A 25822-nucleotide genomic window follows, 5' to 3' on the forward strand; every position below is an offset into this window, starting at 1 on the left:
CCTTCCGCGGGGCATAAGTCCATCATGCCACGCTTGTTCCGCGCGCGCCAGCTAAGCGGCGCGCCGTCGCCGCATCATGAACAGCGCATAGATCACGCTCCAGATGGTGGCAAAGCTGAACCACTGGATCGCATAGGACAGATGGTTGTTGGGAATCTCGTCCAGCGCGGGCGGCACCGCGGCCGCCAGCCCCGGCCCCGTCGGCCGCGCGGCATAAAGCCGATAGGCGGGATTGGTGCCAGTCTCGATCAACCGGCCCAGCAACGTCATCCGCATCGCCGGCACCGCCTGACCGGCGAAACGCTGCCATTGCTCGGGCACGCTGAACCCCGCCACCAATTCCACCGGTGCACCAACCACCCGGCATTGCAGCAGCACGGCATAGCCGCTCTGCCCCCGCGCGCTGCGCCCGGCCCGCACGGTCGGCGTCTGCGCCGGGCAGTCGACCGTCGCCATCACCCGGCGAAACCCCAGCCCCGGCCCCGGCGCGCCACGCAGCCGCAGCACCGGCGCCTGCATCGCCGCCGCATAGCCGGCAAGTTGGGCTTCCTTCCAGCCCTTGCGCTGCACCTGCCAAGCCCCCAGGCCCAGCATGGTGGGAACCGCAATCAGCGTCATGACGGTGGCGGCAAGCGGCAGCCGCCGACGCGCCGGCGGGTCAGCCGAAATAGGGCGCCGCCGCCGCGCCGAAGTTGCTGCCCCAGATATAGATCGACAGGAACAGGAACAGCCACACGACATCGACGAAATGCCAGTACCAGGCGGCCGCCTCGAACCCGAAATGCCGCTTCGGGCTGAAATCCCCGGCATAGGCGCGCATCAGGCACACGGCCAGGAAGATGGTGCCAACGATGACATGGAAACCATGGAAGCCGGTCGCCATGAAGAAGGTCGCGCCATAGATGTTGCCGCTGAAACCGAACTCGGCATGGCTGTATTCATAGGCCTGCAAACAGCTGAACAGCACGCCCAGGATGATGGTCAGCCACAGCCCCTGCTTCAGCCCATCGCGGTCGCCATGGATCAGCGCATGGTGCGCCCAAGTGATGGTCGTGCCGGACAGCAGCAGGATCAGCGTGTTCAGCAGCGGATAGACGAACGGATCCAGCGCCTCGATCCCCTTGGGCGGCCACACCCCGCCCACGGCATCGCCGGCGTGCGGATAGAGCGCCGCCGAGAAAAAGGCCCAGAACCAGGCAACGAAGAACATCACCTCGGACGCGATGAACAGGATCATGCCGTAACGGTGGTGCAGCTGCACCACCGGCGTATGGTCGCCGGCATTGGCCTCGCGGCGCACATCGCTCCACCAGAAGATCATGGTCGCCAGCACGCCGATCAGGCCCAGGATCGAAATCCATTTGCCCGCCACCGAACCATGCATCCACAGCGCCCCACCGCCGGTCAGCGCCATCGCCGTGAAGGCGCCCATGATCGGCCAGGCGCTGGGCGGCAGGATGTGGAAGTCGTGCGTCTTGGTCGAAGCCATGGTCGTCCCCGTTAACGTCGTGCCGCGATGTCGCTGGCGGATGTGGTGGTGATTTGCGCGGGTTGGGTGGGTTTGTCCACCGGGAAGAAGGTGTAGGACAGCGTGATCTCGTCGATCCGCTTGGCATCCGGATCGTCCAGGATGGCCGGGTCGATGAAATACACCACCGGCATGTCCACCGTCTGGCCGGGTTTCAGCGTCTGCTCGTTGAAGCAGAAACACTGGATCTTGTTGAAGAAGCGCCCGGCGCTTTCCGGCGAGACATTGAAGGTCGCGGTGCCGGTCACCGTCGCCGCGCTCTGGTTGGTGGCGCGATAGAAGGCCATCTTCCGCTCGCCGATCTTCACCGTCACGCTGTTCTCAACCGGGTGAAAGGCCCAGGGCATCCCCGGCGCGCTGTTGCCGTCGAAGCGCACGCGGATGGTTTTCCCGGCCACGCTTTTCAGCGTCGCGGCATCAGGCAGCGCGCTGGCATCCGCCTTCTGCGTCGTGCCGCCAAAACCCGTCACCTGGCAGAAGATGCGATAGAGCGGCACGCTGGCATAGGCCAAGCCCACCATCCCCAGCGCGATCAGCGCCGCGATCAGCCCGGTGCGCCGGTTGGCCGTCGTCGATGTCGCCATCTCAGCCCCCCACCCGCGCCACGGTGATGCCATAGAACAGGATGACCAGCGCGCCCAGCACCAGCGCGAACAGGATGTTCCGCTGCCGCCGCCGCTTCTCGAACAACGCGCGCTCCGCCGGCGTCATCGCAGCCACCCGTCCAGCACCAGCGCGGCGAAGATCAGGAACAGATACAGGATCGAGAATTTGAACAGCGCCTTCTCCGGCGCCATCGCCACCGCCTCGGTCGCGCCGTTGCGTGCCACCCGCACCGCCAGCAGCAGGAAGACGGCACCCAGCACCGCCGCCGTCACGCCATAGAGCGCGCCGCTATACCCCAGCAGCCACGGCAGCAAGCTGACCAGCACCAGCGGCGGCGTATAGGCCAGCACCTGCCGGCGGGTTGCCGCCACGCCATGCGTCACCGGCAGCATGGGGATGCCGGCGTTGGCATAGTCACCCTTCACGAACAGCGCCAGCGCCCAGAAATGCGGCGGCGTCCACAGGAAGATGAGGCCGAACAGGATCACCGGCATCAGCGTGACATCGCCCGTCACCGCGGCCCAGCCGATGAGCGGCGGAAAGGCGCCCGCCCCGCCGCCGATCACGATATTCTGCGGCGTCCGCGGTTTCAGCCACAGCGTGTAAACGACGGCATAATAGAAGATGGAAAAGGCCAGTACCGCACCGGCCACCAGGTTGACGCCCAGCGCCATGATGGCCACCGATCCCACTGACAGGATCACCGCGAACGCCATCGCCTCGTCGCGGCTCATCCGCCCCGCCGGGATCGGCCGCTTCGCGGTGCGCTTCATCCGCGCATCCAGCTCCGCCTCGAACACCATGTTGAATGCCGCCGCCGCGCCGGCGCCGATGGCGATGCACAGGATCGCGGTGAACGCCAGCACCGGATGCAAATGCCCCGGCGCCACCGCCATCCCGCACAGCCCGGTGAACACCACCAGGCTGACGACACCCGGCTTCAGCAGCGCGACATAGTCGCGCCAGTGCGCCCCGGCCGGGTTGCCGCTGATGACCTCGGACTGGTTCACCGTCTCGCCTTACTTGATGACCGGCAGCGTTTCGAACTGATGGAACGGCGGCGGGCTGGACAGCGTCCATTCCAGCGTCGTCGCGCCCTCGCCCCAGGGGTTGTCCGCCGCCTTGCGACCGCCGAACAGCGCCCAGCCGATGTTCACGAAGAAGATCGCCATCCCCGCCAGCATGATCGCATAGCCATAGCTGGCGATCAGGTTGTAATGCGCGAACGCCGCCGGATAATCCGGGATCCGCCGCGGCATGCCGTCCTGCCCCAGGAAGTGCATCGGGAAGAACAGCACGTTCACGCCGATGAAAAACACCCAGAAGTGCAGCTTGCCCAGGAACTCATTATACTCACGGCCCGTCATCTTGCCGAACCAGTAATAGAATCCGGCGAACAGCCCGAACACGGCCCCCAGCGACAGCACATAATGGAAATGCGCCACCACATAATAGGTGTCGTGCATGTAGGTATCGAGGCCCGCATTCGACAGCAGGATGCCGGTCACGCCGCCCACCGTGAACATGAAGATGAAGCCGATCGCCCACAGCATCGGCGTGGGGAAGGTCACGCTGCCGCCCCACATCGTCGCGATCCAGCTGAAGATCTTGATGCCGGTCGGCACCGCGATGATCATCGTCGCGGCGGTGAAATACATCTTGGTGTTCACGCTCAGACCGGCAGTGAACATGTGGTGCGCCCACACGATAAAGCCGATGAAGCCGATCGCCACCATGGCATAGGCCATCCCCAGATAGCCGAAGGTCGGCTTCTTGCTGAAGGTGCTGATGATCTGGCTGACGATGCCGAACGCCGGCAGGATCATGATATAGACTTCGGGGTGGCCGAAGAACCAGAACAGGTGCTGGTACAGCACCGGATCACCGCCGCCCGCCGGATCGAAGAAGGTCGTGCCGAAATTGCGGTCGGTCAGCAGCATGGTGATCGCACCGGCCAGCACCGGCAGGCTGAGCAGCAGCAGGAACGCCGTCACCAGCACGCTCCACACGAACAGCGGCATCTTGTGCAGCGTCATGCCCGGCGCGCGCATGTTGAAGATCGTCGTGATGAAATTGATCGCCCCCAGGATCGAACTCGCGCCGGCGAGGTGCAGCGAGAAGATGGCGAGATCGACCGACGCCCCCGGATGCCCCGAGGTGCTGAGCGGCGGATAGACCGTCCAGCCCGTGCCCGCCCCGTTGAACCCCGCCGGCCCCGGCAGGAACATCGAGATGCACAACAGCAGGAACGCCGGCACGATCAGCCAGAAGCTGATGTTGTTCATCCGCGGAAAGGCCATGTCCGGCGCGCCGATCATGATCGGCACGAACCAGTTGGCGAACCCGCCGATCAGCGCCGGCATCACCATGAAGAACACCATGATCAGGCCGTGCGCCGTGATGAACACGTTCCACAGGTGATAGGCGCCGTCCAGCGTCCCCGCGTCCGCGCCATACATCGCCCGCGCGATGTCGGGCAGCACCTGCATCCCCGGATGCGCCAGCTCCCAGCGCATGAAGCCCGAAATCGCGCCGCCGACGATCCCGGCGAAAATCGCGAAGATCAGGTACAGCGTGCCGATGTCCTTGTGGTTGGTGCTGAACAGCCAGCGCTGCGCGAACGACAGCTTGTGATCGTCATGCGCATGATCGTCATGGTGGGCAACAAGCGCGTCGGCGGTATGGGCCATGGTCTATCGTCCTCGAAAAATCAGGCGGCCGGAGCCGGTTCGGCGGCAGCCGCGGGGGTTTCAGCGGCAGGGGCAGCAGGCGCAGCAGCCGCCGGCGCTGCGGCAGCCGACACCGGGGCGGCGATCCCCGGCCCCACCGGCGTGATGCCGCCCTCCTTCTGCTTCATCCGCACCCAGTCCAGGAACTTCTCGCGCGGCAGCACCTCGACCGCGATCGGCATGAAGCCATGCTTGGTGCCGCACAGCTCGCTGCACTGGCCATAATAGACGCCCGGCCGGTCCACCTTGAACCAGGTCTCGGTAATGCGGCCCGGAATGGCATCCATCTTCACCCAGAAGGCCGGCATCGCCCAGCTGTGCAGCACGTCCGCCGCCGTGATCAGCATCTTCACCGTGGCACCCGCCGGCACCACCACGCGGTTGTCCACCTCCAGGTGCAGCGGGCCGTCGTTCGGACCCAGCTCCTTCGCTTCCTTCGGCAGCGCGTCGAAGCTGATGTCGCCATAATCGGGATATTCGTAGGACCAATACCATTGGTGCCCGGTCGCCTTGATCGTCACGTCCGCCTTGGGCGGATCATATTGGTTCGCCAGCAGCCGGAAGCTGGGCACCGCGATGAACACCAGGATCAGCGCCGGCAGCAGCGTCCAGATCACCTCGATGGTAAAATTGTGCGTCGTGGTGGAGGGCGTGGGGTTCGCCGCGGCGCGATAGCGGATCACCACCCAGGCCAGCAGCCCCAGCACGAACAGCGAAATCGCCACCATCAGCGGATCGAGCACATGCTGCGCCAGGCTCGCCGCCTCCTTGCCGATCGGCGTCACAGGGGTCTGCAGGTCCCAGCCGCCATCGGGCTGGCCGATCCCCGGCGTCGGCGCCATCCGCTGATACAGCGGTGCCGCATCCGGCGCGGTCGCCGCAGCCGCCACCGGGGCCGCACCCGCGGCCGGCGCCGCATCCTGTGCCCACGCAACGGTCGCACCGCTCAGGATGAGCGCCGCCAGACCGATCCGTACCGTCCGTCCAATCATTCCAGCCCCTTTACCGGCACGGGCGCCACGCGCGGCGCCCACCACTTGAGTCTCTGCCGCCATATACCGCCCACCCCCTCGCCTCAAGCGCCGACTGCCCGGTGCGACTTTTGATGCCGGGTGAAGCTCGGGCGAGCGCTACGCCGCCAGGTCGGCAAAGGTCGCCTGGCCCTTGGTCATCTGCGCCGTCACCGCCTTCGCCATGTCCTCGCCCTGCAACATCGCCGCATTCCAGACCGCGACATATTCCAGCCCGTCCTCGATCGTCCGCCCCCGGCCATGGTTCAGCACCTGCTTGATGCCGGTGATGGCGAGCGGGCTCTTCTTCGCAATCTCCGCCGCCATCACCAGCGCCGCGTCCACCGTTGCCGCATGGTCCGGCAGAACCCTGTTCAGGAACCCCTGGCGGCCCGCCTCGTCCGCCGTCCAGCGCCGGCCGGTGTAGGCCAGCTCGCGGATCAGCCCCTGCGGCAGCAGATGCGGAATCCGCTGCAAGGTGCCGACATCGGCGACGATGGCAATGTTCACCTCCTGGATGGTGAAGAAGGCGTCCGCACTGCCCAGCCGGATGTCGCAGGCCGTCACGAAATCCACCCCGCCGCCGATGCAGCCGCCCTGGATCGCCGCGATCACCGGCACCCGGCACTGGTCCACCACCGTGAACGTGTCCTGCATATGCTTCACATGCCGGCGGAACTTTTCCCGCGCCCGCCCCGCGTCGGCGCTCTGGTTGCCCAGGCTGGTGCCCGCCCATTTCAGGTCCAGCCCCGCCGTGAAGTGCCTGCCCGTGGAGCTGATCACCACCGCCCGCACGCTGGCGTCCGCATCGATCTCGGCGAATCCGTCGATCAGCTCGGTCCAGAAGGCGCCGTTCATCGTGTTCAGCTCCTGCGGCCGGTTCAGCCGCAGGTGCGCCACATGATCCGCCACACTCAGGTCGAACGTGCTGTATCCCATGATTGCCAGTTCCTCTGCTGCCGCCTCCGGTGTATGAAGGCGCGCATGACAAGCTTCACCGTCAACGGCAACCCCGTCAAATATCAGCTTCCGGCCGACACGCCGCTGCTCTGGGCGCTGCGCGATGCCAGCAACCTGACCGGCACCAAGTTCGGTTGCGGCGCCGGCCTGTGCGGCGCCTGCACCGTGCATGTCGATGGCGTCCCCACCCGCAGCTGCCAGGTGACCATCGGCGACATCGAAGGCACGCTCGTCACCACGATCGAGGGGCTGTCCGAAGACCGCAGCCATGTCGTGCAGCAGGCCTGGCTTGCGGAGCAAGTCCCGCAATGCGGCTATTGCCAGTCCGGGATGATCATGGCGACCGTCGCCCTCCTGAAAACCACCCCGGAACCCACGCGGGAGCAGATCCGCGAGCAGATCACCAACCTCTGCCGCTGCGGCACCTATCCCCGCATCGAAAAAGCCATCCTCCGCGCCGCCGCCGCCATGAAAGCCGGCGAAGCCATCAGCGTGGTGCCGGGACCGGAAACCACGGTGGAGGAAGCGGCACGCCGGGTGCCGAGCCTCCAGTCATCGTAAGCTGTTGATATCGAGTCCGAATTCGCTGTTTGCGACTGTGATTCCAATATGTTATTGGTTTCGGCGGAGACCGGGCTGTGGCGCTTTCAAATTACGATCGCGAAGTGAAATCAAATTTCGACGCCTTGCAGCGCGAACTTGGCAACCTGCTGCCGCATCACGCGGGGCAGTACGCCTTGATGCAGAACCGCCAGATCCTCCAATTCTGCGCGACGATGTCCGATGCCGTCCGTGAAGGCGTCCGGCGGTTTGGCGAGGCGCCCTTTTCCGTTCAGGAGATTACCGATCAGCGTCTCGACATCGGAACGCTGATCAGTGCTTCCCATTGAGGGGCGGCTTCTCCGCAACGGCCTGCCAATGGTCGAAATCAGGTTGTTCGATGCCTTCTGCAACCCGATGGAACTGCGCCCGCTTCACGACGCGCCGCTGACGGCGCTGGTCGATACCGGCGCCAGCATTTCCGGCGTCTATTTCTCGCTCTATCGCTCAATGGGCTTGCGAACGATCCGGGACATCCCTGCCATCGGTATCGGAGGGGAGCAGAATTGTCCGGCGTCGCTGGTCCGTCTTGCCCTCGTCAAACAGGCCGAGGCCATCAACGACGTCAACGGCTTCTACATCCTGCCAGACGATGTGACCGTCGCCGCAATCCAGAACCATGGGTCGTTCGACATGATCCTTGGCATGGATGTCATCCGAACGCTCGGGCTGACCATCGAGCGAAGCGGCAGTTTCCGTCTGGGATAAGCCGGCCGGCGGCTTCACACTTGGCTGCTTGGCCTACTTGCACAGTCTGAAGATTCCGGAAATCGTTCGAGAAATTGTTCAGGCCGTCGGCGAAAATGGTGATTTGCGAGCACCGAAGCGCAGCGACCTTGATGGTCGTGAGCATCGGAGCGCAGCAAATCGCCATTTGCAGCCCCGGCATGGACGATTTATCGAGCGATTTCACACCGCCAGATACATCTGCGTCACCATCGCATACAGCATCGGCATCGAGAGGATGAAGTTCGTCCGGCTGAACATCATTGCCGTCGTCGCCGCCGCGGCCTTCGCCTCCGGCGTCGCGTCCACGATCCCCAGCGCCTTCTTCTGGTTCGGCCAGATGAACACCCAGACGTTGAACGCCATCACCATGCCCACATACATGCCGAAGCCGATCACCTTGAAGCCGTCCTGGAACGTCAGCGCCTCGATCAGATAGCCCTTCAGATGCGCCACGATCAGCCCGGTCAGCAGCGTCGCGATCGCCGCCCAGCGGAACCAGAACAGCGCCTCGGGCGCGATATATTTGCTCACCCCCGGCTTCAGCTCGGCCGGCACCTTCGGCATCGTCGGGATCTGCACCAGGTTGAAGTAATAGAGGAGGCCGATCCACAGCACGCCCGAAATCACGTGAAAGAACACGAACCAGGGCGCCAGATAGGCGCCGCCGAACTGGTCGCCATGGAACACCACCATCGCCGACACCAGCAGCAGCACGCCGATCAGGATCGCCGTGTTCAGATTGCCCAAAATCTTGCTCATGTTCCGCGTCCCTGTCCGTTAAACCATTGTCCCTGCAATAGCGCCATCGCCCGCGCCGTTGCAATCGCCATCACGGCTGACTAGCGTCCTTTCCAGTTGCACTGAAATGGGGCGGCACCGGCCCGCTCCCCCACCCGACCGCCCTGCGCCAGTATCCTATGGGCGGTCGGGTGGGGGAGCGGGCCGGTGCCGACTCTGACGAAGTCAGGTAAACAAGAATGCGCCTCGGCCCCATCCTCACCTACGTCATCGGCATGGCCTTCTTCTGCGCCATGGACGCCTTCATGAAACATCTGGTCGGCGTCATGCCCGCCAGCGCCGCCACCTTCTGGCGCTATGCCGCCGCCTTCGTCTTCGTCATCCCCTTCTGGCTGCATGCCGGCCGCCCCGCCATCACGCGGGAGATGCTGCCGATCAACATCCTGCGCGCCGTCTTCGGCTCCATCTCCGCCGTGCTCTTCTTCTGGTCCCTCACCGTCCTGCCGCTGGCCGAGGCGGTGACCATCGCCTTCGTCGCGCCGCTGATGATCCCGTTGCTCGCCGCCGTGCTGCTGCGTGAAAAGCTCCAGGCCTCCAACCTCGCCGCCGGCGCGTTCGGCTTCGCCGGCGTCCTCGTCGCCGCCGGCATCGACCCCGCCATGCTCGCGCCCGAGCGGCTGAAAGGCATCGGCGCGCTGCTGCTCGCCGCCCTCTTCTACGCCCTCGTCATCATCATCACCCGCCTGCGCGCCGCCAAGGACGGCCCCTCCGTCCTCACCCTCCTGAACGCCGCCTTCGCCGCCATCCTGATCGGCGGCTTCGTCGTCGCCACCCAGCCGCCGTCCGCCTGGCTGCCACCCACCCCGCTGGACTGGCTCGCCATCGCCGGCGTCGGCCTCACCGGCGCCGTCGCGCTCCAGCTCATCGCGGTCGCCTATGCCAAGGTCGAGGCGCAGGTGCTCGCCCCCTTCGAATATACCGCGCTGCCCTGGGCGGCGCTGTTCGGCTACGCCTTCTTCGCCGAACCCGTGGCGCTGCGAACCTGGCTCGGCGCCGCCATCATCATCGCCGCCTGCCTCTGGCAAAGCCGCCGCCAAACCCCCGACCTCAGCCAACCCCAAACCCCAGCGGCTTGATTTCCCCTCCCTCCCGCGAAGCGGCGAAGGGAGGGGCGACTCGCGCAGCGAGCAGGGGTGGGTGGCGGCCCCATCCCCCTGACTCCGCGCTTACTTTCGCCAGGTCGCCACATACCGCACGCCATCGTCCGTCTCATACCCCGCGACCCCGCGCGTCAGCAGCCCGGCCTTGCGCGCCGCCTCCCAGGCATCCTGATAGGCGGCGTTGGTCAGCCCATGGCGCTGCATCCCGCCCGCCGGCGTCGCCGCGTTGGCGATCGCCACGATGAACGGCGCGCCCCCCAGCCGATAGCCGTTGACATAGGCGATATTCTTCCCCGCCTTGCTGTTCTCGTCATAAAAGGCCTGATATTCCGCCGGCGTCAGCTGCGACCGCGCCGTCCAGGCCCCAACATCGCGCTTCTCCCAGATCGCGCTGTACCGCCGCCCGCCGCTGTCCACCACCGAGACGGAGACCGGCACGAACCCCTCCTTCTTCCAATTGTCCATGGCATTCTGGTGAAAGGCCGCCTCCTTGCCATGATAGACGCGATAGCCCGGCCCGGCGACTTTCCGGAACAGCGCGGCATAGCGCACGCCATCGTCGCGATAGCTCTCCAGCAGCACCGGCCGGAAGCCGTCCTTCTTCGCCGCGTCGAACTTCGCCTGATAACCATCGGCGTCCAGCCCATGATAAGCGCGCAGAGTCCCCGCCGTCGCCGGCCGGAAAACCGCATTGACGAACGCATCGCCGCCCTTGTTGGTCATGTCCAGCCACACCGGCTGGTATCCGGCGATCGCCGCCTGGTCGAACAGGCACTGGTAATCGACGATCGGCAGCCCGTGCCGCGCCACCTCCACGCTGCCGGCGCTCATCGGACCCGGAACCTTGCGGGCGGTATGGCTGTTGCCCGCCACGAAGCGCTGGTCCGGAATCGAACAGATCCGCGCGCGTCGGTTGCGCTTGCTGTCGCCATTGTCCTGCAGGAAGCCACCCACCGTGGTGATCGGATCGGTCGCCCGCGGCACGCCGACCTCGAAATGCAGATGGTCGCCACCGGCGCAGCCGACCTTGCCCTCGTCCCCCAGATAATCCCCGGCCTTCACCACGTCGCCCACCTTGCGCCCGGCCTTCACCTTGGTGCTGTCCTTTCGCATGTGCGAATATTTGCTCCACTCGCCATTGGCATGCTCGATCCACACATAATTGTTGGTGCAGGGCTTGCCGCTGTCGCTGTCGATCTGGGCGCTGAAACTGTCCTCGATGAAGCGGATCGTCCCCGGCGCCGCCGCGACGATGCGATAGGGCTCGCTGCCACCCTTGCCCACCAGGTCATAGCGGCCGATCGGCGTGTGCGTCTTCTCGTCCCGGTTCACCTTCATCTCGGTGCCGTCGGCATAGGGAATGCGATACAGTCCGGTCGACACCGGGATCGTCTGCGCCGTCGCCGCCACCGCGCATAGCGCCACACCACCGCAAAGCAGAGTATTGTTCATGGTCCCATCCTCCCGGACGGAACATTAACAGATTTCAAGAAACATTAACAGAGTTCATGGGCGGTCACAGAAACCGCGCCACCACCTCACGATAGCTGCGGCTCACCTTCACCGTCGCGCCGCTCGCCAGGGTCAGGAAACATTCGCCGTTGGTGTGCGGCTTCACCTGCTTCACATTGTCCAGATTGACGATTGTGCTGCGGTGCACCCGCTGGAACTTGCGCGGGTCCAGCCGCCGCTCCAGATCCTTCATCGTCTCGCGCAGGATCAGCGTCTGGTCGGCGGTCGTCAGGCACATGTAATCCCCGGCGGCGTCGATCTTCTCGATGCGGTCCACCTCCACGCGGAAAATCTGCCCCTGGTCCTTCACGTTGATCACGCGCTCGAACCGGTCGGCACCGGTCTCCAGCGCCGGGGCCAGCTCCACCACCGCGTCCGGGTCCACCTCCGCCAGCCGTGCCGCCAGCCGCTCGGCCTCCATCGCGCCCCGCTTCTCGTTCAGCACCTTGCGCACCCGCTCCATCGTCTGCGCCAGCCGCTCCGGCTCCACCGGCTTCATCAGATAATCCACTGCCTGCGCCTCGAACGCGCGGATGGCATGGTCGCTGAAGGCGGTCACGAAGACGAACAGCGGCGGCTCCACATCAGCGAGCGCGCCCACCACGCTGAAGCCGTCAAACCCCGGCATCTGCACGTCCAGGAACACCAGGTCGGGCTTCTCGGTGCGGATGGCGCGGATCGCCTCCCGGCCATTGGTCGCCCGGCCCACGATCTCCACATCGTCGAACGGCTGCAACCGCAGCTCCAGGCCCTGAATCGCCAGCGATTCATCATCCACCAACAACGTCCGGATGCTCATGCCGCCTCCGTCTGAAATGCAATATCGATAATCACGCGCAACCCTTGCGGCTGATTGGGCACCAGCTCGAACCGGTGGTCCGGGCCAAAGGCCTGCAACAACCGCTCCCGGATGTTGCCCAGGCCAACCCCCGTCCCTTCCGATGTCGGGCCGACTTTTCCCTCGATCAACCCCGGCCCGGTGTCCGCGACCGAGATTTGCAACCGTTCACCGACAATCCGCGCCGACACGTCGATATCCGCGCCCTCCTCCTGCGGCGTCACCGCATATTTCACCGCATTCTCCACCAGCGGCTGCAACAGCAGGCTCGGCAGCCGCCCCTCCAGCGCCCGCGGTTCGATGTCGAAGGTCGCACGAAGCCGGTCCTCGAACCGCGTCCGCTCGATCTCCAGGTAGAGCTTCAGCGCCGCCACCTCCTGCTCCAGCGTCGCCATCCCCGCCTGCTCCCCCACCAGGCTATAGCGCAGGAAGCTCGACAGCCGAGAGAGCATGGTGTTCGCCCGCTCGGTCTGCTGCAACAGCACCAGCGTGGAGATGCTGTTCAGCGTGTTGAACAGGAAATGCGGGTTGATCTGGTATCGCAGCATTTCCAGCTGCGCGGCATTGGCCTGGCTCGCCATCCGCTCCAGCCGGTCGGACTGTTCGTCCAGCAGCAGGTAATAGTTGATGCCGTAATACAGCCCCGTCCACGCCCCCAGCACCGCGAGCGTCAGCAGGATGGCACCGAAAAACTCCACCCCCTGCGGCCGCCAGCCGGCTTCGTAGAATGTCGCGTGCGCCCACACCTCCAGCACCGAAAACAGCACTGCCGCCACGATCAGGATGGCGACCGTCAGCGTCCACACCCACACCGGTTTCAGCCGGATGATCAGCCGATAGGCCCAGGCCATCAGCAGCGTCAGCGAAAAGCCCGTCACCGTCACCAGGATGGTGGGCAGGATGAACCCCACCCCCATGCGGTTGGCCAGGCCGCCGAGCGCCCGCAGCATGAAATAAGCGATCCAGCCGCCCGATTGCAGCACCCAGAAGGCGCGGTTCTTGTCCGTGAAAAACCCCTGCGGGCGCCCCGTCACCGTCATCCTGCCACCGTCATGTCATGCGGCTTAGCAGCTTCCGAGCGGCCTGTGAAACCCGCCCGCCAAACGCTATGCTGCCGCTATGGCCTTCCCCCCCAACCCCGCCATGGCCGCCGCGCTCGCCGCCGCCCGCGCCGCCGCCGCGATGGGCGAGGTCCCCGTCGGCGCCGTCATCACGGACAGCGCCGGCACCATCATCGCCACCGCCCACAACCGCACCCGCGTTGATCATGACCCCACCGCCCACGCCGAAATCCTCGCCATCCGCGCCGCCGCCAAAGCCCTCGGCACCGACCGCCTGACCGGCTGCACCCTCACCGTCACCCTGGAACCCTGCGCCATGTGCGCCGGCGCCATCGCCCACGCCCGCCTCACCCGCCTCACCTATGCCGCTCCCGACCCCAAAGGCGGCGCCATCGAACACGGCCCCCGCATCTTCACCCAACCCACCGTGCACCACAGGCCGGAAATCATCACCGGCGTCGCCGAAGCCGAAGCTGCGCAGTTGCTGCGGACCTTTTTTACCGAGAGACGCTAAACGCCCTCACGCCGTCCGCTGCGCCCGATCCGCCGCGTTCGTGCTCCGGATCGCCGCGTTGATCATGTCCCAATCGCCGCCATCCAAATTGGTCAGCGCATGGAAATTGCCGCCGCTCGCCAGCCACTGCCCGCCGTCGATCGGGATGCACGCACCGGTCAGATATTCGCACTGGTCGCTCATCAGGAACAGCGCCAGGTTCGCCAGCTCCTGATGCTCCCCCATCCGCCGCAGCGGGATGCTCCCCGCACCCGTCCCCGCCCCGGTCTTGGCCGCCAGCGGCGCCGGCATCAGTCGCTCCCACGCGCCCTTGGTGGGGAACGGCCCCGGCGCAATCGCATTGGCGCGGATGCCCTTCGGCCCCCACTCCACGGCCAGCGATTGCGTCATCGCGTTGATCCCCGCCTTGCTCATCGCGCTCGGCACCGTAAACGGCCCGCCGGTCCAAACCCAGGTGGTCACGATGCTGATGATATTGCCCTTGTGCCCGCCGGCGATCCAGCGCTTCCCCGCCGCCACCGTCGTGTTGAACGTGCCGTGCGCCACGATGCTGGCGATCGCGTTGAAGGCGTTGGCGGACAGGTCCTCCGTCCGGCTGATGAAGTTCCCCGCCGCATTGTTCACCAGGCCCGTCAATGGCCCGGCATCGAAGATCGCCTGCATCGCCTCGTCGATGGCGCCGGCGTTGCGGATATCCACCGCCATGTCGGACACCGTGCCACCGGTCTTCTCGCGGATTTCCGCCGCCGTCTCCTCCAGCACCGCACCCCGGCGACCCCAGATCACCACCTCCGCGCCATGTGCGGCATAGGCTTCGGACATGGACTTGCCCAACCCGGTGCCGCCCCCCGTCACCAGGATCTTGTGGCCGCTCAGCAGGTCGGGCTTGAACATCGTCTCTCTCCCAAAAATCGATGAACGCGCCTAAGCCTGCCCCGCCATGCCCTGCCAAGCTATCAATATCGACGCGAGAGGCCTGCGCTGCCCGCTCCCCGCGCTGCGCCTCGCCCGCGCCGTCCGCGAAAACGGCCCCGGCACCTACAGCCTCGCCGCCGACGACCCCGCCGCCACCCTCGACATCCCCGCGCTTTGTGCGGAGCGCGGCTGGCACCTCACCGCCGCCGGCGAAGGCGTCTTCCACGTCACCGTCCCCCTGTCCCCCAACAGCCCAAGCGCCTAAGGCGATCCCATGACCGACCGTCTGACTATCGTCCTCGCCCAGATGAACCCCGCGATGGGCGACCTCACCGCCAACGCGGACACCATCCTCGCCCTGCGCGCCGCACACCCGGATGCCGACCTGATCCTCACCCCCGAACTCTCCCTCATCGGCTACCCGCCCGAAGACCTGGTGCTGAAACCCGCCCTGGTCCAGGCCGCCGCCGCCCAGCTCGCCCGCCTCGCCGCCGCCACCGCCCCCCCCGGCCCCGCGCTGCTCGTCGGCACCGCCCACCAAGCGGACACCGGCCTGCACAACGCCATGGCCCTGCTCGATGCCGGCCGCATCGCCGGCGTCACGCTCAAACATGACCTCCCCAACTATGGCGTGTTCGATGAAAAGCGCGTCTTCGCCCCCGGCCCGCTGCCCTTCCCCCTGCTGTTCCGCGGCATCCAGCTCGGCATCCCCATCTGCGAGGACATGTGGACCCCCACCGTCACCGCCCACCTCTCTGCACACGGCGCCGAACTCCTCCTCGTCCCCAACGGCAGCCCGTACGAGATCGGCAAGGAAGCCCGCCGCCTGGCGCTCGCCCGGGCCCGCGTCGCCGAAACCGGCCTCCCCCTGCTCTACGTCAACCGCACCGGCGGGCAGGACGAGCTGGTGTTCGACGGCGGCAGCTTCGTCCTCAACCCGGACGGGCAGACCATGGCCCGCCTGCAGGATTGGGACGCCACCACCGCCACCGCGCACTTCGCCCGCACCGCCAACGGCTGGCGCGCCGACCCCGGCGAGACCCACGCGCCGGACAGCGACATGGAAGAAATCTACCACGCCATGCTGCTCAGCCTGCGCGACTATGTGAACCGCAACCGCTTCCCCGGCGTCGTCCTTGGCCTCTCTGGCGGCATCGACAGCGCGCTCTCCGCCGCCGTCGCCGTCGATGCGCTGGGCGCCGACCGCGTCCACTGCGTCATGCTCCCCAGCCGCTTCACCAGCCAGGAGTCGCTGGATGACGCCGCCGAATGCGCAAAGCTGATGGGCACAAGGCTGGACACCATCCCCATCGCCCCCGCCATGGACGCGTTCAACACCATGCTCGCCCCCCTGTTCGCCGGCCTGCCGGCGAACACAACGGAGGAAAACATCCAGTCCCGCATCCGCGGCCTCACCCTCATGGCGCTCAGCAACAAGTTCGGCCCCATGCTGCTCACCACCGGCAACAAGAGCGAGATGTCCACCGGCTACGCCACCATCTACGGCGACATGGCTGGCGGCTATTCGGTGCTGAAGGACGTGTACAAGACCACCGTCTTCCGCCTCTGCGAATGGCGCAACACCCACCGCCCGCGCTTGGGCCTCGGCCCCGACGGCCCCGTGATGCCCGCCCGCGTCATCACCAAGCCACCGTCTGCCGAGCTCCGCGACAACCAGCGCGATGACGACAGCCTGCCGCCTTATGAGGTGCTGGACGCGATCCTCCACGGCCTGATCGAGGAAGAGCGCAGCGTCGCCGACCTCGTCGCCGCCGGCCACGACGCGGCAACGGTCGCCCGCGTCGAACGCCTGCTCTACATCGCCGAGTATAAACGCCGCCAATCCCCCCCCGGCGTCAAAATCGGACCCCGAACCTTCGGCCGAGACCGCCGCTACCCCATCACCAACGCCTTCCGCACCAGCTAGCACCGAGAACTACGATACCCTCGATTCGGGTGTCATGACGACCGAGCCGCAATGACGAACAGTGCAATCCAAGATGGTGCATATAAAAGAATTTTTCTTAGGGTTTGTTGCTCAGCATGCCATAGAATCCGGCAACGAGATTGATTGGGTAGAATTTATTATTCAAAAACAACGCAATATACCATTTTAGAATATAACGCACTGGTTAAGTGAAAACGACATCCAAGGCCTGCATGATGTTATCCTCGGTATCCACACCTACCATATCTTGACATGCTGCTGAGCCTAACCGAAACAAAATGAGCCGAGGCACCTGCCAGTGCCTCGGCTCGGGTATTTCCACCGGCTCTGAACGCCGATGGTTGTGATCACTGCTAAGGCATGGCCGGTGGCAGCGTTCGCGTCAAGAGTGTTCAGGGCCCTCATTGTGAGAGGGCAGAGCAAATGAGTCCTTAAGGTAACTTCTTTCCGGCGCCGCTCCCGATTAGGTTGCGAACCGTTGTGATTGCACGAGCCCAAAAGCCCAAGCCTGCGGGAATACGTGCATCTATCACGCCATCTATGCGCGCGAAAGCAAGCTGGCCCAACCGGCTCCGTGCGTCGTCCCAGCTTGATGCTGGCAATTCAAACGACCACTCAGCCGCATTGTGTCGATAGGTGATGAGATAGCGATCAAATTTTCTTTCCATTAAGGAATCTCCCATGAACCATTATAAACTCTATCGTGACGCCTCCAACTATTGGAGGTGGCGGTTTGTCTCAGCGAATGGCCGCACCATCGCAGACTCTGCTGAGGGCTACAGCAACAAATCCGACGCACTCAATGGCATTGCCATTATGAAGGCATCGTATAGCGCCCCGGTCTACGAATAGTGAGAATGGCGGATAGTCTTAGCACTATCCGCCATTTATCAATAGATTAGACAATATGAGTCGCTCGTCTGGATAGAAGAAATAGGGCTTATTGGCACTCGACGACGACGTCGGATTCCACGGGCGCCAGCATCGTAAACGCCGCCATGGTCAGCGGCCTTATCGGCAATCCGTTGAAACGCCTCGGCATCCCCCTCCCCGAACCCACAGCCTTGCCACATCCCGCCGCCCCCGCCACCCTTCCCCCATGAAAACCCCCTTCCTCCTCGCCGCCCTGCTCCTCGCCACCCCCACCCTCGCCACGCCCCCGGCCTTCGGCGGGCCACCAACGACCATCTTCGTGCTCGGCAGCACCCACCTCTCGCAAACCCCCGGCATCAAGCGCGAGTATCTCCCGCCGCTCCTCGACCGTCTCGCCGGCACCCGCGCCGACATCATCGTCCTTGAAGGCCTCTCGGGCATCCAGTGCGACACGCTCCGCCGCTTCGAACCCCGCTACCCCGGCATGTATCGGGATTATTGCCGCGCGCCGGACATCGCGGCGAAATCCACCGGGCTGGACGTCCCCGCCGCCACCGCGGCGTGGGCGGCCACGCTGAAAAACTGGCCCGCCGCCCCCACGCCCGCGCAGCGTCGCACGCTGGCCAGCCAGTTCGCCGCCGGGGGCGAGCTCGAGTCCGCCCTCGTCCAGTGGCTGCGCCTGCCCCCCGCCGAACGCACCGAAGGCGATGGCATCGACACCGCGCTCAAAGACCTGCTGAACAAGCGCGAACTCGTCATGAACGAAAATACCCAGATCGGCGTGCCGCTGGCCGTCCGCTTGCGCCACGAGCGCGTCTTCATGGTGGACGATCACACGGCAGACAGCATCCAGGCAGAAAGCGGCCCGGCGCTCGACCCCTGGCTCACCGCGCTCTGGAAATCGCCGGCCGCCGCCGCCTTCGGGAAGGTTTATAACGCGCGGCAAAATCGTGTCACCGATGGCCCCAGCCTGATCGCCTTCTACCGCTGGATCAACACGCCTGCCGCCCAGCAGGCCGCCAACCGTGTCGACCAGGGCGCAGCCGCGCTGGACGCCAAACCGCCCCATCTCGGCCGCCACTATCTCGCCTGGTGGGAAACCCGTAACCTGCGCATGGTCGCCAACATCCGCGAGGCCGCCGGTGCCAGGCCCGGCGCCCGCATCCTCGCCATCGTCGGCAGCAGCCACAAGCTGCCCTACGAACGCTACCTCGCCACACAAACCGACATGCGCGTCGCCGACATCGACCCGTTGCTCAGATAGACCCCCACCGATCCTCCCCCACCTCGTGTGGGGGAGGTGCCGGCGAAGCCGGCGGAGGGGGGGGCCTCACAACCGCGCCTTCAGCTCGCTCTTCAACACCTTCCCATTGGCATTGCGCGGCAGCACCTCCGCCTCCACGAACACCGCCACCGGCACCTTGAACCCCGCCAGCCGCTCGCGCACGAATGCCCGCAGCTCGTCCGCCCCTGCGCTCGCCCCCGGCTTCAGCGTCACGAACGCCACCGGCTCCTCCCCCAGCACATCATGCGCCCGCCCCACCAGCGCCGCGTCCATCACCGCCGGATGCTCGCACAACACCCCCTCCACCTCCACGCAATAGATATTCTCGCCGCCCCGGATCAGCATGTCCTTCGCCCGGTCGACGATGGTGATGAACCCCTCCGCGTCGATCCGCGCCAGGTCGCCCGTCCGCACCCAGCCGTCGGGAAAGGTCTCCGCGCTCGCCTCCGGCCGGTTCCAATATCCCTTCACGATATTCGGCCCGAACCCGTACAGCTCCCCCACCTCGTCCACGCCCAGCACCGCCCCGTCCGGCCCGCGCACCTCCGCGTCGCACACCGCCACCGGCGGCCCGGCACTGTCCGGCCGGTGCAGATAATCCTCCGCCATATGGTGGCTGAAGGTCGCGCTCGTCTCGGTCATGCCCCAGCCATTGCCCGGCGCGCGGCCCCCGCTGCCGATCTGCCGCACCAGCTCCGGCGCCGAGGGGGCGCCACCATAGGCAATCGTGTCCAGGCTGCTGATGTCATGCTTGCCTACATCGGGATGCGTCAGCAGCTGCCAGGCGATCGTCGGCACGCCGCCGGCACTCGTGATCCGCTCCCGCTCGATCAGCTTCAGCGCCTCGCCCGCATCGAACCTGCGCTGCATCACCAGCTTGTACCCCGCCACCAGACTGGGGTTTAAAATGGCATGACACCCCGTCGCATGAAAAAACGGCACGCTCAGCAACGTCGCCTTCTGCGGTGAATCAGCACTGGGAACCGCCGGCATCTCCCCCCGCCGCAACGCACTCCGCGCCTGACTGTAGGCACTCGACAAGATGTTCGACACGATGTTCCGCTGCGTCCCCAGCGCGCCCTTCGGCCGCCCGGTGGTGCCGCTGGTGTAGAAAATCGTCGCATCATCCTCCGGGCCCAGGAACGGCACCGGCGTCGCCACCTCCGGCAAGCCCGCCCACTCCCCCGGCCGCCCGATCAGCCCCTCCAGCGTCACGTCGCCCTCACCGCGCGTTACGATCACCTGCCGCAAGTCCGGCAGCCGCGCCACACAGGGCGCAATGCGCCCCCAACGCTCGCCATCCACCAGCAGCACGCCCGCGCCACTGTCGGCCAGCCCATATTCCAGTTCCGGCCCCGTCCACCAGGCGTTCAGCGGCGTCAGGATCGCGCCGCACAGCACGCCGGCATAAAAGGCCACCGGCCATTCCGGCAGGTTGCGCATCACCACCGCCACCCGGTCGCCCGGCACCACCCCCATGCCGCGCAGCGCCTCCGCCAGCGCAATCGTCGCGCGCGCGAACGCCTCGAAACTCACCCGCTCGTCGTCCAGCACCAGGAAGGTCCGCTCGCCATGCGCGCGCCCCGCCGCGAAACAATGCTGAAGGCTGGCCGGCGCATTCTTCCAGGTGCGCGTCGGCCGGCCCCGGATCACCACCGTCTCCATCTCGAACGGCATCCCCGGCGCGGTCAGCATCTCCCGCGCCGCCGCGATGCTCATCGCCGGCCACTCTCCCATGTCATTCTCCCGCGCCGCCTCTCCCAGCGGTCTTCCCCGAACGCTAGCGAGCCACCGCCAACCCGTCCAGCCATTCCGCCAGATGCGCATTGACCGCTTCCGGCGCCTCCTGCTGCACCCAGTGCGACACCCCCGGCAGCCGCCGCAGCGTAAAGTCCGCCACCCATTGCTCCGTCCCCTCGGTGCAGCGGATGTTCAGCGCCGCGTCCTCCTCGCCCCACAGCATCAGCGTCGGCACCTCAACCCGGCCGTCGCCTGCATCGGGCGGAAAGCGCAACAGCGCGCGATAGTAGTTCACCATCGCTGTCATCGCCCGCGGCCGCAACGCCGCCGCTGCATAAATGTTCAGCACCTCCTCCGGAAAGCGTGCCTTGTCCACCGCCATCCCCACGAACGCTTGGCGAACGCCCCGCGCGCCATCGCGCGTCATCATCAGCTCGGGCAGCTTCGGCAGCTGGAAAAAGAACACATACCAGCTCCGCCGCAGCTGCCGCCAGTGCCGGATCTCCCGCCGCGCCACAAACGGATGCGGCACATTCATGATCACCAGCCCCACCAGCGGCCGCACGCGCTGGATGGCGAACTGCCACGCGATCAGCGCCCCCCAGTCATGCGCCACCAGCAGCACCTCGCGGGCACCGCTCGCGTCGATCAGCGCCGCCACATCCGCCACCAGCATGTCCATCGCATAGGCCGCCACCCCCTCGGGCCGCGATGAAGCGCCATAACCCCGCAGGTTCGGCGCCCACACCCGCCACCCCCGCGCCGCCAGCATCGGCATCTGGAACCGCCAGCTGTAGTTCAGCTCCGGAAAGCCGTGCAGGCACAGCGCCAGCCGCTCCCCCGCCCCACATTCCGCCACTTCAAAGCGCTGGCCGTTCGCCGCCACGAACGCTTGCGAAATCCCGCTCGCGGGTTCGGGCGTCCAGCTGAACTCCGGCATTGCAGCCTCCTATTTCGTGGGCGATTCCTTGATCACGCCCTCCAGCCATTTCTCGTTCAGCGGGGGTTGTGCCGCCGCCCGCGGCGCCTTCGCCGGCGGCGGCGCGGTCTGGTCGATGATCTGCCCGATCGGATCGCTCGCCGGGTCGCTCGCCCCCGGCACCGGCTCCGGCGGCAGGGGCGCGCCATCGGGGCTGATGCCATAGGCCTGGTTGTCCGGCTCAACCGCCCCCGCCAGCGGATCCTCCACCTCGGTGTTCAGCTCGCTCGCCACCGTCCCCGTCAGCGCCTTCGACATGAACACCCCGAACACCCGCGCCGGCGCCCGTCCACCCGCCAGCCCCGGCACGCGGCGCGCGTCATCGCGCCCGATCCACACGCCAGCCACCAGGTCCGGCGTAAACCCGATGAACCAGCCGTCCTTGTTGCTGCTCGTCGTCCCCGTCTTTCCGGCGAGCGGCCGGCCGATCTGCGCCGCGCGCCCCGTCCCCGTCTCCACCGCGGCGCGCAGCAGGTCGGTCATCCGCGCCGCCACGAACGGCGGCACCAGCACCCGCGGCGCCTCCGCCTCGCGCTGGTACAGCAGCGTCCCCCGCGCCGTCGTCACGCGCTGAATGGCCCAGGGCCGCGCCTCCACGCCGCCCGCCGCCACGCTGGCATAGGCGCCCGTCATCTCCAGCAAGGTCACATCGCTCGTCCCCAGCGCCATCGCCGGCCGGCGATCAATGGGCGTCGAAATGCCGAACCGCCGCGCCATCTCCGCCACCGTGTCGAATCCCACCTTCGCCGCCAGCTGCACCGCCACCGTGTTCACCGACAGCGCGAACGCCTGCCGCACGGTCACCTGGCCGCGGAACCGGTTGTCGCTGTTCTTCGGGCTCCAGCCATCCATCGTCAGCGGCTCGTCGACATAGACATCGTCCGGCGTCACGCCATTCTCCAGCGCCGCCAGATAATCGAACAGCTTCCAGCTCGATCCCGGCTGCCGCCGCGCCACCACCGCCCGGTTGTAGATGCTGCTGACATAATCGCGCCCGCCCACCATCGCCGTCACCGCGCCGTCGCGCCGCATCGCCACGATCGCCGCCTGCGTGCCCGGCAGGGCCTGCGTCTTCACCGCCAGCTCCGCCGCCGCCTGGTGCGCCGTCACCAGCGTCGTCACCACCTCCAGCGGCTCCACCGCCTCATCGGTCAGCGTGTCCAGCTGCGTCAGCACCCAATCCGTGAAATAGCGCACATCGCCCTGCGCCGCCTCCACCGCGAACCGCAACCCGTCCAGGTCCGCCGCCGCGGCGGCCGCCGGCGTGATCGCGCCGCTGTCCGCCATCGTCGCGATCACGATCCGCGCCCGGCTCTTCGCCCGCAGCGGATCGCTCGACGGCGCATAGCGGCTCGGCGCCTTCACCAGCCCCGCGATCACCGCGCTCTCCTCCAGGCTCAGCGTGGTCGCGCTGTGGCCGAAGAATTTGCGGGATGCGGCATCGATGCCATAGGCACCGCCCCCGAAATACACCCGGTTCAGATACAGCTCCATGATCGCACGCTTGGTGAACTTGCGTTCGATCGCCAGCGCCAGGATGATCTCCCGCACCTTGCGGCCATAGGTCTGGCGGCTGGTCAGGAAGATGTTGCGCGCCAGCTGCTGCGTGATCGTGCTGCCGCCCTGCACCTTCTCGCCCGCCTGCCAGTTCACCCACACCGACCGCGCGATGCCGATCGGGTCGGCGCCGGGATGCCAGTCGAACCGCCGGTCCTCCACCGCCTTCATGGCATCGACCATCGTCGCCGGAATCTGCTGATAGGGCAGCCAGCGCCCGAAACTCGGCCCCACCGTCACCAATTCCGTGCCGTCCGCCGCGCGCACCACCACGGACTGCCCCTGCGGCGACTTCATCATCTCCTCATAGCTGGGAAGCGACGCCACGCTGATCCCCACCGCCACCGCCAGCGCGATGAACCCCAACGCCGCGCCGATCAGCACGAACTGCACCCCGCGCACCAGCCAGCGGCGCGCGGAAGAGGGTCCGGAGGTGCGGGGAGAACGGGCCATGAACTGGCGGCTCCTTTAGCCTGCCCTCCCCACCCCCACAAGCCGCGGACTCAGCCATTGCACCGCCGCGTCACGCCCCCTATCCGCGTGGCGCAGCGGCATAGACAGAAAGGTCCGGGATGAACGACGTGAAAAAAGTGGTCCTCGCCTTCTCCGGCGGCCTCGACACCAGCGTCATCCTGAAATGGCTGCAAACCACCTACCAATGCGAGGTCGTCACCTTCACCGCCGACCTCGGCCAGGGCGAGGAGCTCGAACCCGCCCGCTCCAAGGCCCAGCTCATGGGCGTCAGGCAGATTTTCATCGACGACCTGCGCGAGGAGTTCGTCCGCGATTTCGTCTTCCCCATGATGCGCGCCAACGCGCTGTACGAGGGCCTCTACCTGCTCGGCACCAGCATTGCCCGCCCCCTCATCGCCAAGCGCCAGATCGAAATCGCCCGCGAAGTCGGCGCCGACGCCGTCAGCCATGGCGCCACCGGCAAGGGCAATGACCAGGTGCGTTTCGAACTCGGCTATTACGCCCTCAACCCCGACATCAAGATCATCGCCCCCTGGCGCGAATGGGACCTGACCAGCCGCGAGGCCCTCATCGCCTTCGCCGAAGCGCACCAGATCCCGATCCCCCGGGACAAACGCGGCGAAAGCCCGTTCTCGACCGACGCCAACATCCTCCACACCTCGTCCGAAGGCAAGGTGCTCGAGGATCCGTGGGAAGAGGTGCCGGACTATGTCTATTCGCGCACCGTCAACCCCGAGGATGCGCCGGACACGCCCGAATATATCACCCTCGATTTCGAACGCGGCGACGCCGTCGCCCTCAACGGCGAGGGCCACTCCCCCGCCACCCTGCTCGCCAAACTGAACGATCTCGGCCGCGCCCACGGCATCGGCCGGCTCGACCTCGTCGAAAACCGCTTCGTCGGCATGAAATCCCGCGGCATGTACGAAACGCCCGGCGGCACCATCCTCCACATCGCCCACCGCGGCATCGAATCGATCACGCTCGACCGCGGCGCGGCGCACCTGAAGGACGAGCTGATGCCGCGCTACGCCGAACTCATCTACAACGGCTTCTGGTTCGCCCCCGAACGGGAAATGCTCCAGGCCGCGATCGACCACAGCCAGGCGAAAGTCACCGGCACCGTCCGCCTGAAACTCTACAAGGGGCAGGCTTCGGTCGTCGGCCGCAAGTCACCGCACAGCCTCTACAGCCCCCGCATCGTCACCTTCGAGGATGACGCCGGCGCCTATGACCAGCGCGATGCCAAGGGCTTCATCCGCCTGAACGCGCTCCGCCTGCGCCTGCTCGGCCAGCGCGACGCCTGAGCGCCGCGCCCACCAGGCCGAAACCGGCGATCAGCATCGCCCAGGTCGCCGGCTCCGGCACCGGCGCGGAGCTGAAGGTCATGGTCACGCGGCCGCCCGCGGGGTTGTAGAAATAGGCCTCGCTGAACCCCATCGCCGTGGTCGCGCCCTGAAAACGCTCGGAGCAGATCCAGCCGGGAAACTGGACGCACTTGTCGATGGTCGTCGACAGCAGCGTATCGAAGGTCAGCGCGTCGGCGCTCACGGCACCGCCCACCGCCGACCCGTCGAACGTCAGGAAGGGCGGCGCCAGTCCCCAGGTCGCCGAAAGGGAGCCCGCGTCGATCCACGTCGTGTTGCCCAGCATGTCGCCCGTCACCGGATCGCGGGCCGACCATCGCCACTCCGCCATCCAGCCGGCGGCGAAACCATAGCCCTCCGCCCCGGTGCCGGTCACCCGGGTCCGCCACCGCCCCGGCGCGAAGGTCGGCACATAGGTGAACGCCGGCGCGCACACGGTCGCACCCCCCGGCCCGTCGAAACAGTCGGCGGGATCCAGCACAAAGGAATAGTTGATCGTCTCCGCCCGGGCGACACCCGTCACCCCCAGCGCCACCGCCGACGCCAGCGCGCCCAACATGATACCACGCAACCCGCCCATTACGCCCTCCACAGCAACCCAGACATCAAGGAACATCATTAACTATTGGAACAATATCATTGTCAATACTTTCCGCGCCGTGAATCATGAAGAAATCATGAAGACACGCTGTTAACCAT

General features: G+C 66.2%; 27 protein-coding genes. 10 read left to right on the forward strand and 17 right to left on the reverse strand.

All coding sequences use genetic code 11. The features are described 5' to 3' along the window. Positions 1-51: 51 nt before the first annotated feature. The 8 genes from H3309_RS15205 to H3309_RS15235 all read right to left on the reverse strand — a co-directional run bounded on the left by H3309_RS15205 (position 52) and on the right by H3309_RS15235 (position 6812). Positions 52-618, reverse strand: a complete 567-nt coding sequence (locus H3309_RS15205) for an SURF1 family cytochrome oxidase biogenesis protein (RefSeq protein WP_182295709.1) — start codon at positions 616-618, stop codon at positions 52-54. A 40-nt stretch (positions 619-658) separates the two neighbouring features. Beyond that, entirely contained in the window at positions 659-1489 is an 831-nt protein-coding gene (locus H3309_RS15210) for a cytochrome c oxidase subunit 3 (RefSeq protein ID WP_182295711.1), read from the reverse strand. An 11-nt stretch (positions 1490-1500) separates the two neighbouring features. Further along, the gene (locus H3309_RS15215; protein WP_182295713.1) at positions 1501-2112 is read right to left on the reverse strand and encodes a cytochrome c oxidase assembly protein; all 612 of its coding nucleotides are present in this window, start codon (positions 2110-2112) and stop codon (positions 1501-1503) included. 1 nt (position 2113) lies between these two features. Next, a complete protein-coding gene (locus H3309_RS17575) occupies positions 2114-2239 on the reverse strand; it encodes a hypothetical protein (protein WP_256401422.1) in 126 nt (41 codons plus the stop codon). After that, entirely contained in the window at positions 2236-3144 is a 909-nt protein-coding gene (locus H3309_RS15220) for a heme o synthase (RefSeq protein ID WP_182295715.1), read from the reverse strand. The genes H3309_RS17575 and H3309_RS15220 overlap by 4 nt, the downstream gene beginning before the upstream one ends. A 9-nt stretch (positions 3145-3153) precedes the next feature. Continuing rightward, entirely contained in the window at positions 3154-4824 is a 1671-nt protein-coding gene (gene ctaD / locus H3309_RS15225; RefSeq protein ID WP_182295717.1) for a cytochrome c oxidase subunit I, read from the reverse strand. A 20-nt stretch (positions 4825-4844) separates the two neighbouring features. Next, a complete protein-coding gene (gene coxB, locus H3309_RS15230; RefSeq protein ID WP_182295719.1) occupies positions 4845-5855 on the reverse strand; it encodes a cytochrome c oxidase subunit II in 1011 nt (336 codons plus the stop codon). A gap of 138 nt (positions 5856-5993) precedes the next feature. Next, positions 5994-6812, reverse strand: coding sequence for a crotonase/enoyl-CoA hydratase family protein (locus H3309_RS15235; RefSeq protein ID WP_182295721.1), 819 nt, complete (start codon positions 6810-6812; stop codon positions 5994-5996). Between the two features lie 45 nt (positions 6813-6857). Between H3309_RS15235 and H3309_RS15240 the strand changes: the two genes are divergently transcribed. From H3309_RS15240 to H3309_RS15250, 3 genes are all read left to right on the forward strand, one after another. After that, positions 6858-7394: a (2Fe-2S)-binding protein gene (locus H3309_RS15240; RefSeq protein WP_182295723.1), complete on the forward strand. Its 537-nt coding sequence runs from the start codon at positions 6858-6860 to the stop codon at positions 7392-7394. 77 nt (positions 7395-7471) lie between these two features. Then, complete coding sequence (locus H3309_RS15245) at positions 7472-7723, forward strand: DEAD/DEAH box helicase family protein (protein ID WP_182295725.1); 252 nt, start codon at positions 7472-7474, stop codon at positions 7721-7723. Then, a complete protein-coding gene (locus tag H3309_RS15250) occupies positions 7710-8141 on the forward strand; it encodes a retropepsin-like aspartic protease (protein ID WP_182295727.1) in 432 nt (143 codons plus the stop codon). Before H3309_RS15245 ends, H3309_RS15250 begins: the two co-directional genes overlap by 14 nt. 201 nt (positions 8142-8342) lie before the next feature. Here the strand turns inward: H3309_RS15250 and H3309_RS15255 are convergent, their stop codons facing one another. Then, on the reverse strand, positions 8343-8921 hold the full coding sequence (locus tag H3309_RS15255) for a urate hydroxylase PuuD (RefSeq protein WP_182295729.1): 579 nt from the start codon (positions 8919-8921) through the stop codon (positions 8343-8345). 218 nt (positions 8922-9139) lie between these two features. Between H3309_RS15255 and H3309_RS15260 the strand changes: the two genes are divergently transcribed. Then, positions 9140-10036, forward strand: a complete 897-nt coding sequence (locus tag H3309_RS15260; RefSeq protein ID WP_182295731.1) for a DMT family transporter — start codon at positions 9140-9142, stop codon at positions 10034-10036. A 90-nt stretch (positions 10037-10126) separates the two neighbouring features. On the opposite strand, the gene H3309_RS15265 is transcribed toward H3309_RS15260, so the two are convergent. The 3 genes from H3309_RS15265 to H3309_RS15275 all read right to left on the reverse strand — a co-directional run bounded on the left by H3309_RS15265 (position 10127) and on the right by H3309_RS15275 (position 13450). Then, positions 10127-11512: a peptidoglycan DD-metalloendopeptidase family protein gene (locus tag H3309_RS15265; protein WP_182295733.1), complete on the reverse strand. Its 1386-nt coding sequence runs from the start codon at positions 11510-11512 to the stop codon at positions 10127-10129. A gap of 64 nt (positions 11513-11576) precedes the next feature. Continuing rightward, positions 11577-12371, reverse strand: coding sequence for a LytR/AlgR family response regulator transcription factor (locus tag H3309_RS15270; protein WP_182295735.1), 795 nt, complete (start codon positions 12369-12371; stop codon positions 11577-11579). Continuing rightward, the gene (locus H3309_RS15275; protein ID WP_182295737.1) at positions 12368-13450 is read right to left on the reverse strand and encodes a sensor histidine kinase; all 1083 of its coding nucleotides are present in this window, start codon (positions 13448-13450) and stop codon (positions 12368-12370) included. Before H3309_RS15275 ends, H3309_RS15270 begins: the two co-directional genes overlap by 4 nt. 79 nt (positions 13451-13529) lie before the next feature. On the opposite strand from H3309_RS15275, the gene H3309_RS15280 reads away from it, so the two are divergent. Beyond that, positions 13530-13985, forward strand: a complete 456-nt coding sequence (locus tag H3309_RS15280) for a nucleoside deaminase (protein ID WP_243453767.1) — start codon at positions 13530-13532, stop codon at positions 13983-13985. Positions 13986-13991: 6 nt separating this feature from the next. Here H3309_RS15280 and H3309_RS15285 read toward each other — a convergent pair whose 3' ends face one another. Beyond that, the gene (locus tag H3309_RS15285; protein WP_182295739.1) at positions 13992-14879 is read right to left on the reverse strand and encodes an SDR family oxidoreductase; all 888 of its coding nucleotides are present in this window, start codon (positions 14877-14879) and stop codon (positions 13992-13994) included. Between the two features lie 46 nt (positions 14880-14925). Here H3309_RS15285 and H3309_RS15290 point away from each other — a divergent pair, with 46 nt between their 5' ends. The 4 genes from H3309_RS15290 to H3309_RS15305 all read left to right on the forward strand — a co-directional run bounded on the left by H3309_RS15290 (position 14926) and on the right by H3309_RS15305 (position 18985). Further along, complete coding sequence (locus H3309_RS15290) at positions 14926-15165, forward strand: sulfurtransferase TusA family protein (protein WP_182295741.1); 240 nt, start codon at positions 14926-14928, stop codon at positions 15163-15165. A 9-nt stretch (positions 15166-15174) separates the two neighbouring features. After that, positions 15175-16827: an NAD+ synthase gene (locus H3309_RS15295; RefSeq protein ID WP_182295743.1), complete on the forward strand. Its 1653-nt coding sequence runs from the start codon at positions 15175-15177 to the stop codon at positions 16825-16827. Positions 16828-17529: 702 nt separating this feature from the next. Beyond that, a complete protein-coding gene (locus H3309_RS17845; RefSeq protein WP_182295744.1) occupies positions 17530-17700 on the forward strand; it encodes a YegP family protein in 171 nt (56 codons plus the stop codon). Positions 17701-17947: 247 nt separating this feature from the next. Further along, on the forward strand, positions 17948-18985 hold the full coding sequence (locus H3309_RS15305; RefSeq protein ID WP_182295745.1) for a DUF5694 domain-containing protein: 1038 nt from the start codon (positions 17948-17950) through the stop codon (positions 18983-18985). 66 nt (positions 18986-19051) lie between these two features. Here H3309_RS15305 and H3309_RS15310 read toward each other — a convergent pair whose 3' ends face one another. Genes H3309_RS15310 through H3309_RS15320 form a run of 3 tightly spaced genes read right to left on the reverse strand, consistent with a single transcriptional unit; the run spans position 19052 to position 23735 of the window. After that, a complete protein-coding gene (locus tag H3309_RS15310) occupies positions 19052-20743 on the reverse strand; it encodes a class I adenylate-forming enzyme family protein (RefSeq protein ID WP_182295746.1) in 1692 nt (563 codons plus the stop codon). A 43-nt stretch (positions 20744-20786) separates the two neighbouring features. Next, the gene (locus tag H3309_RS15315; RefSeq protein WP_182295747.1) at positions 20787-21686 is read right to left on the reverse strand and encodes an alpha/beta fold hydrolase; all 900 of its coding nucleotides are present in this window, start codon (positions 21684-21686) and stop codon (positions 20787-20789) included. A gap of 9 nt (positions 21687-21695) precedes the next feature. Next, entirely contained in the window at positions 21696-23735 is a 2040-nt protein-coding gene (locus H3309_RS15320; protein ID WP_182295748.1) for a transglycosylase domain-containing protein, read from the reverse strand. A gap of 119 nt (positions 23736-23854) precedes the next feature. Here H3309_RS15320 and H3309_RS15325 point away from each other — a divergent pair, with 119 nt between their 5' ends. Continuing rightward, positions 23855-25063 (forward strand): argininosuccinate synthase, encoded by a 1209-nt coding sequence (locus H3309_RS15325; RefSeq protein WP_182295749.1) that lies wholly within the window; start codon positions 23855-23857, stop codon positions 25061-25063. Here H3309_RS15325 and H3309_RS17415 read toward each other — a convergent pair. Beyond that, positions 25011-25742 carry a PEPxxWA-CTERM sorting domain-containing protein gene (locus H3309_RS17415; RefSeq protein ID WP_243453768.1) on the reverse strand — a complete coding sequence of 244 codons (732 nt, stop codon included), beginning with the start codon at positions 25740-25742 and terminating at the stop codon, positions 25011-25013. The genes H3309_RS15325 and H3309_RS17415 overlap by 53 nt on opposite strands. Positions 25743-25822 lie beyond the last annotated feature (80 nt).

The organism is Sandaracinobacteroides saxicola, from assembly GCF_014117445.1.
Lineage (GTDB): Bacteria > Pseudomonadota > Alphaproteobacteria > Sphingomonadales > Sphingomonadaceae > Sandaracinobacteroides_A > Sandaracinobacteroides_A saxicola.

What these genes read in the sequence shown, in the direction of transcription:
- H3309_RS15205 (WP_182295709.1), bottom strand. Translation starts at nt 618, where the DNA reads ATGACGCTGATTGCGGTTCCCACCATGCTGGGCCTGGGGGCTTGGCAG.
- H3309_RS15210 (WP_182295711.1), bottom strand. Translation starts at nt 1,489, where the DNA reads ATGGCTTCGACCAAGACGCACGACTTCCACATCCTGCCGCCCAGCGCC.
- H3309_RS15215 (WP_182295713.1), bottom strand. Translation starts at nt 2,112, where the DNA reads ATGGCGACATCGACGACGGCCAACCGGCGCACCGGGCTGATCGCGGCG.
- H3309_RS17575 (WP_256401422.1), bottom strand. Translation starts at nt 2,239, where the DNA reads ATGACGCCGGCGGAGCGCGCGTTGTTCGAGAAGCGGCGGCGGCAGCGG.
- ctaD (WP_182295717.1), bottom strand. Translation starts at nt 4,824, where the DNA reads ATGGCCCATACCGCCGACGCGCTTGTTGCCCACCATGACGATCATGCG.
- coxB (WP_182295719.1), bottom strand. Translation starts at nt 5,855, where the DNA reads ATGATTGGACGGACGGTACGGATCGGTCTGGCGGCGCTCATCCTGAGC.
- H3309_RS15235 (WP_182295721.1), bottom strand. Translation starts at nt 6,812, where the DNA reads ATGGGATACAGCACGTTCGACCTGAGTGTGGCGGATCATGTGGCGCAC.
- H3309_RS15240 (WP_182295723.1), top strand. Translation starts at nt 6,858, where the DNA reads ATGACAAGCTTCACCGTCAACGGCAACCCCGTCAAATATCAGCTTCCG.
- H3309_RS15255 (WP_182295729.1), bottom strand. Translation starts at nt 8,921, where the DNA reads ATGAGCAAGATTTTGGGCAATCTGAACACGGCGATCCTGATCGGCGTG.
- H3309_RS15260 (WP_182295731.1), top strand. Translation starts at nt 9,140, where the DNA reads ATGCGCCTCGGCCCCATCCTCACCTACGTCATCGGCATGGCCTTCTTC.
- H3309_RS15265 (WP_182295733.1), bottom strand. Translation starts at nt 11,512, where the DNA reads ATGAACAATACTCTGCTTTGCGGTGGTGTGGCGCTATGCGCGGTGGCG.
- H3309_RS15270 (WP_182295735.1), bottom strand. Translation starts at nt 12,371, where the DNA reads ATGAGCATCCGGACGTTGTTGGTGGATGATGAATCGCTGGCGATTCAG.
- H3309_RS15275 (WP_182295737.1), bottom strand. Translation starts at nt 13,450, where the DNA reads ATGACGGTGACGGGGCGCCCGCAGGGGTTTTTCACGGACAAGAACCGC.
- H3309_RS15280 (WP_243453767.1), top strand. Translation starts at nt 13,530, where the DNA reads ATGGCCTTCCCCCCCAACCCCGCCATGGCCGCCGCGCTCGCCGCCGCC.
- H3309_RS15285 (WP_182295739.1), bottom strand. Translation starts at nt 14,879, where the DNA reads ATGTTCAAGCCCGACCTGCTGAGCGGCCACAAGATCCTGGTGACGGGG.
- H3309_RS15290 (WP_182295741.1), top strand. Translation starts at nt 14,926, where the DNA reads ATGCCCTGCCAAGCTATCAATATCGACGCGAGAGGCCTGCGCTGCCCG.
- H3309_RS15295 (WP_182295743.1), top strand. Translation starts at nt 15,175, where the DNA reads ATGACCGACCGTCTGACTATCGTCCTCGCCCAGATGAACCCCGCGATG.
- H3309_RS17845 (WP_182295744.1), top strand. Translation starts at nt 17,530, where the DNA reads ATGAACCATTATAAACTCTATCGTGACGCCTCCAACTATTGGAGGTGG.
- H3309_RS15305 (WP_182295745.1), top strand. Translation starts at nt 17,948, where the DNA reads ATGAAAACCCCCTTCCTCCTCGCCGCCCTGCTCCTCGCCACCCCCACC.
- H3309_RS15310 (WP_182295746.1), bottom strand. Translation starts at nt 20,743, where the DNA reads ATGGGAGAGTGGCCGGCGATGAGCATCGCGGCGGCGCGGGAGATGCTG.
- H3309_RS15315 (WP_182295747.1), bottom strand. Translation starts at nt 21,686, where the DNA reads ATGCCGGAGTTCAGCTGGACGCCCGAACCCGCGAGCGGGATTTCGCAA.
- H3309_RS15320 (WP_182295748.1), bottom strand. Translation starts at nt 23,735, where the DNA reads ATGGCCCGTTCTCCCCGCACCTCCGGACCCTCTTCCGCGCGCCGCTGG.
- H3309_RS15325 (WP_182295749.1), top strand. Translation starts at nt 23,855, where the DNA reads ATGAACGACGTGAAAAAAGTGGTCCTCGCCTTCTCCGGCGGCCTCGAC.
- H3309_RS17415 (WP_243453768.1), bottom strand. Translation starts at nt 25,742, where the DNA reads ATGATGTTCCTTGATGTCTGGGTTGCTGTGGAGGGCGTAATGGGCGGG.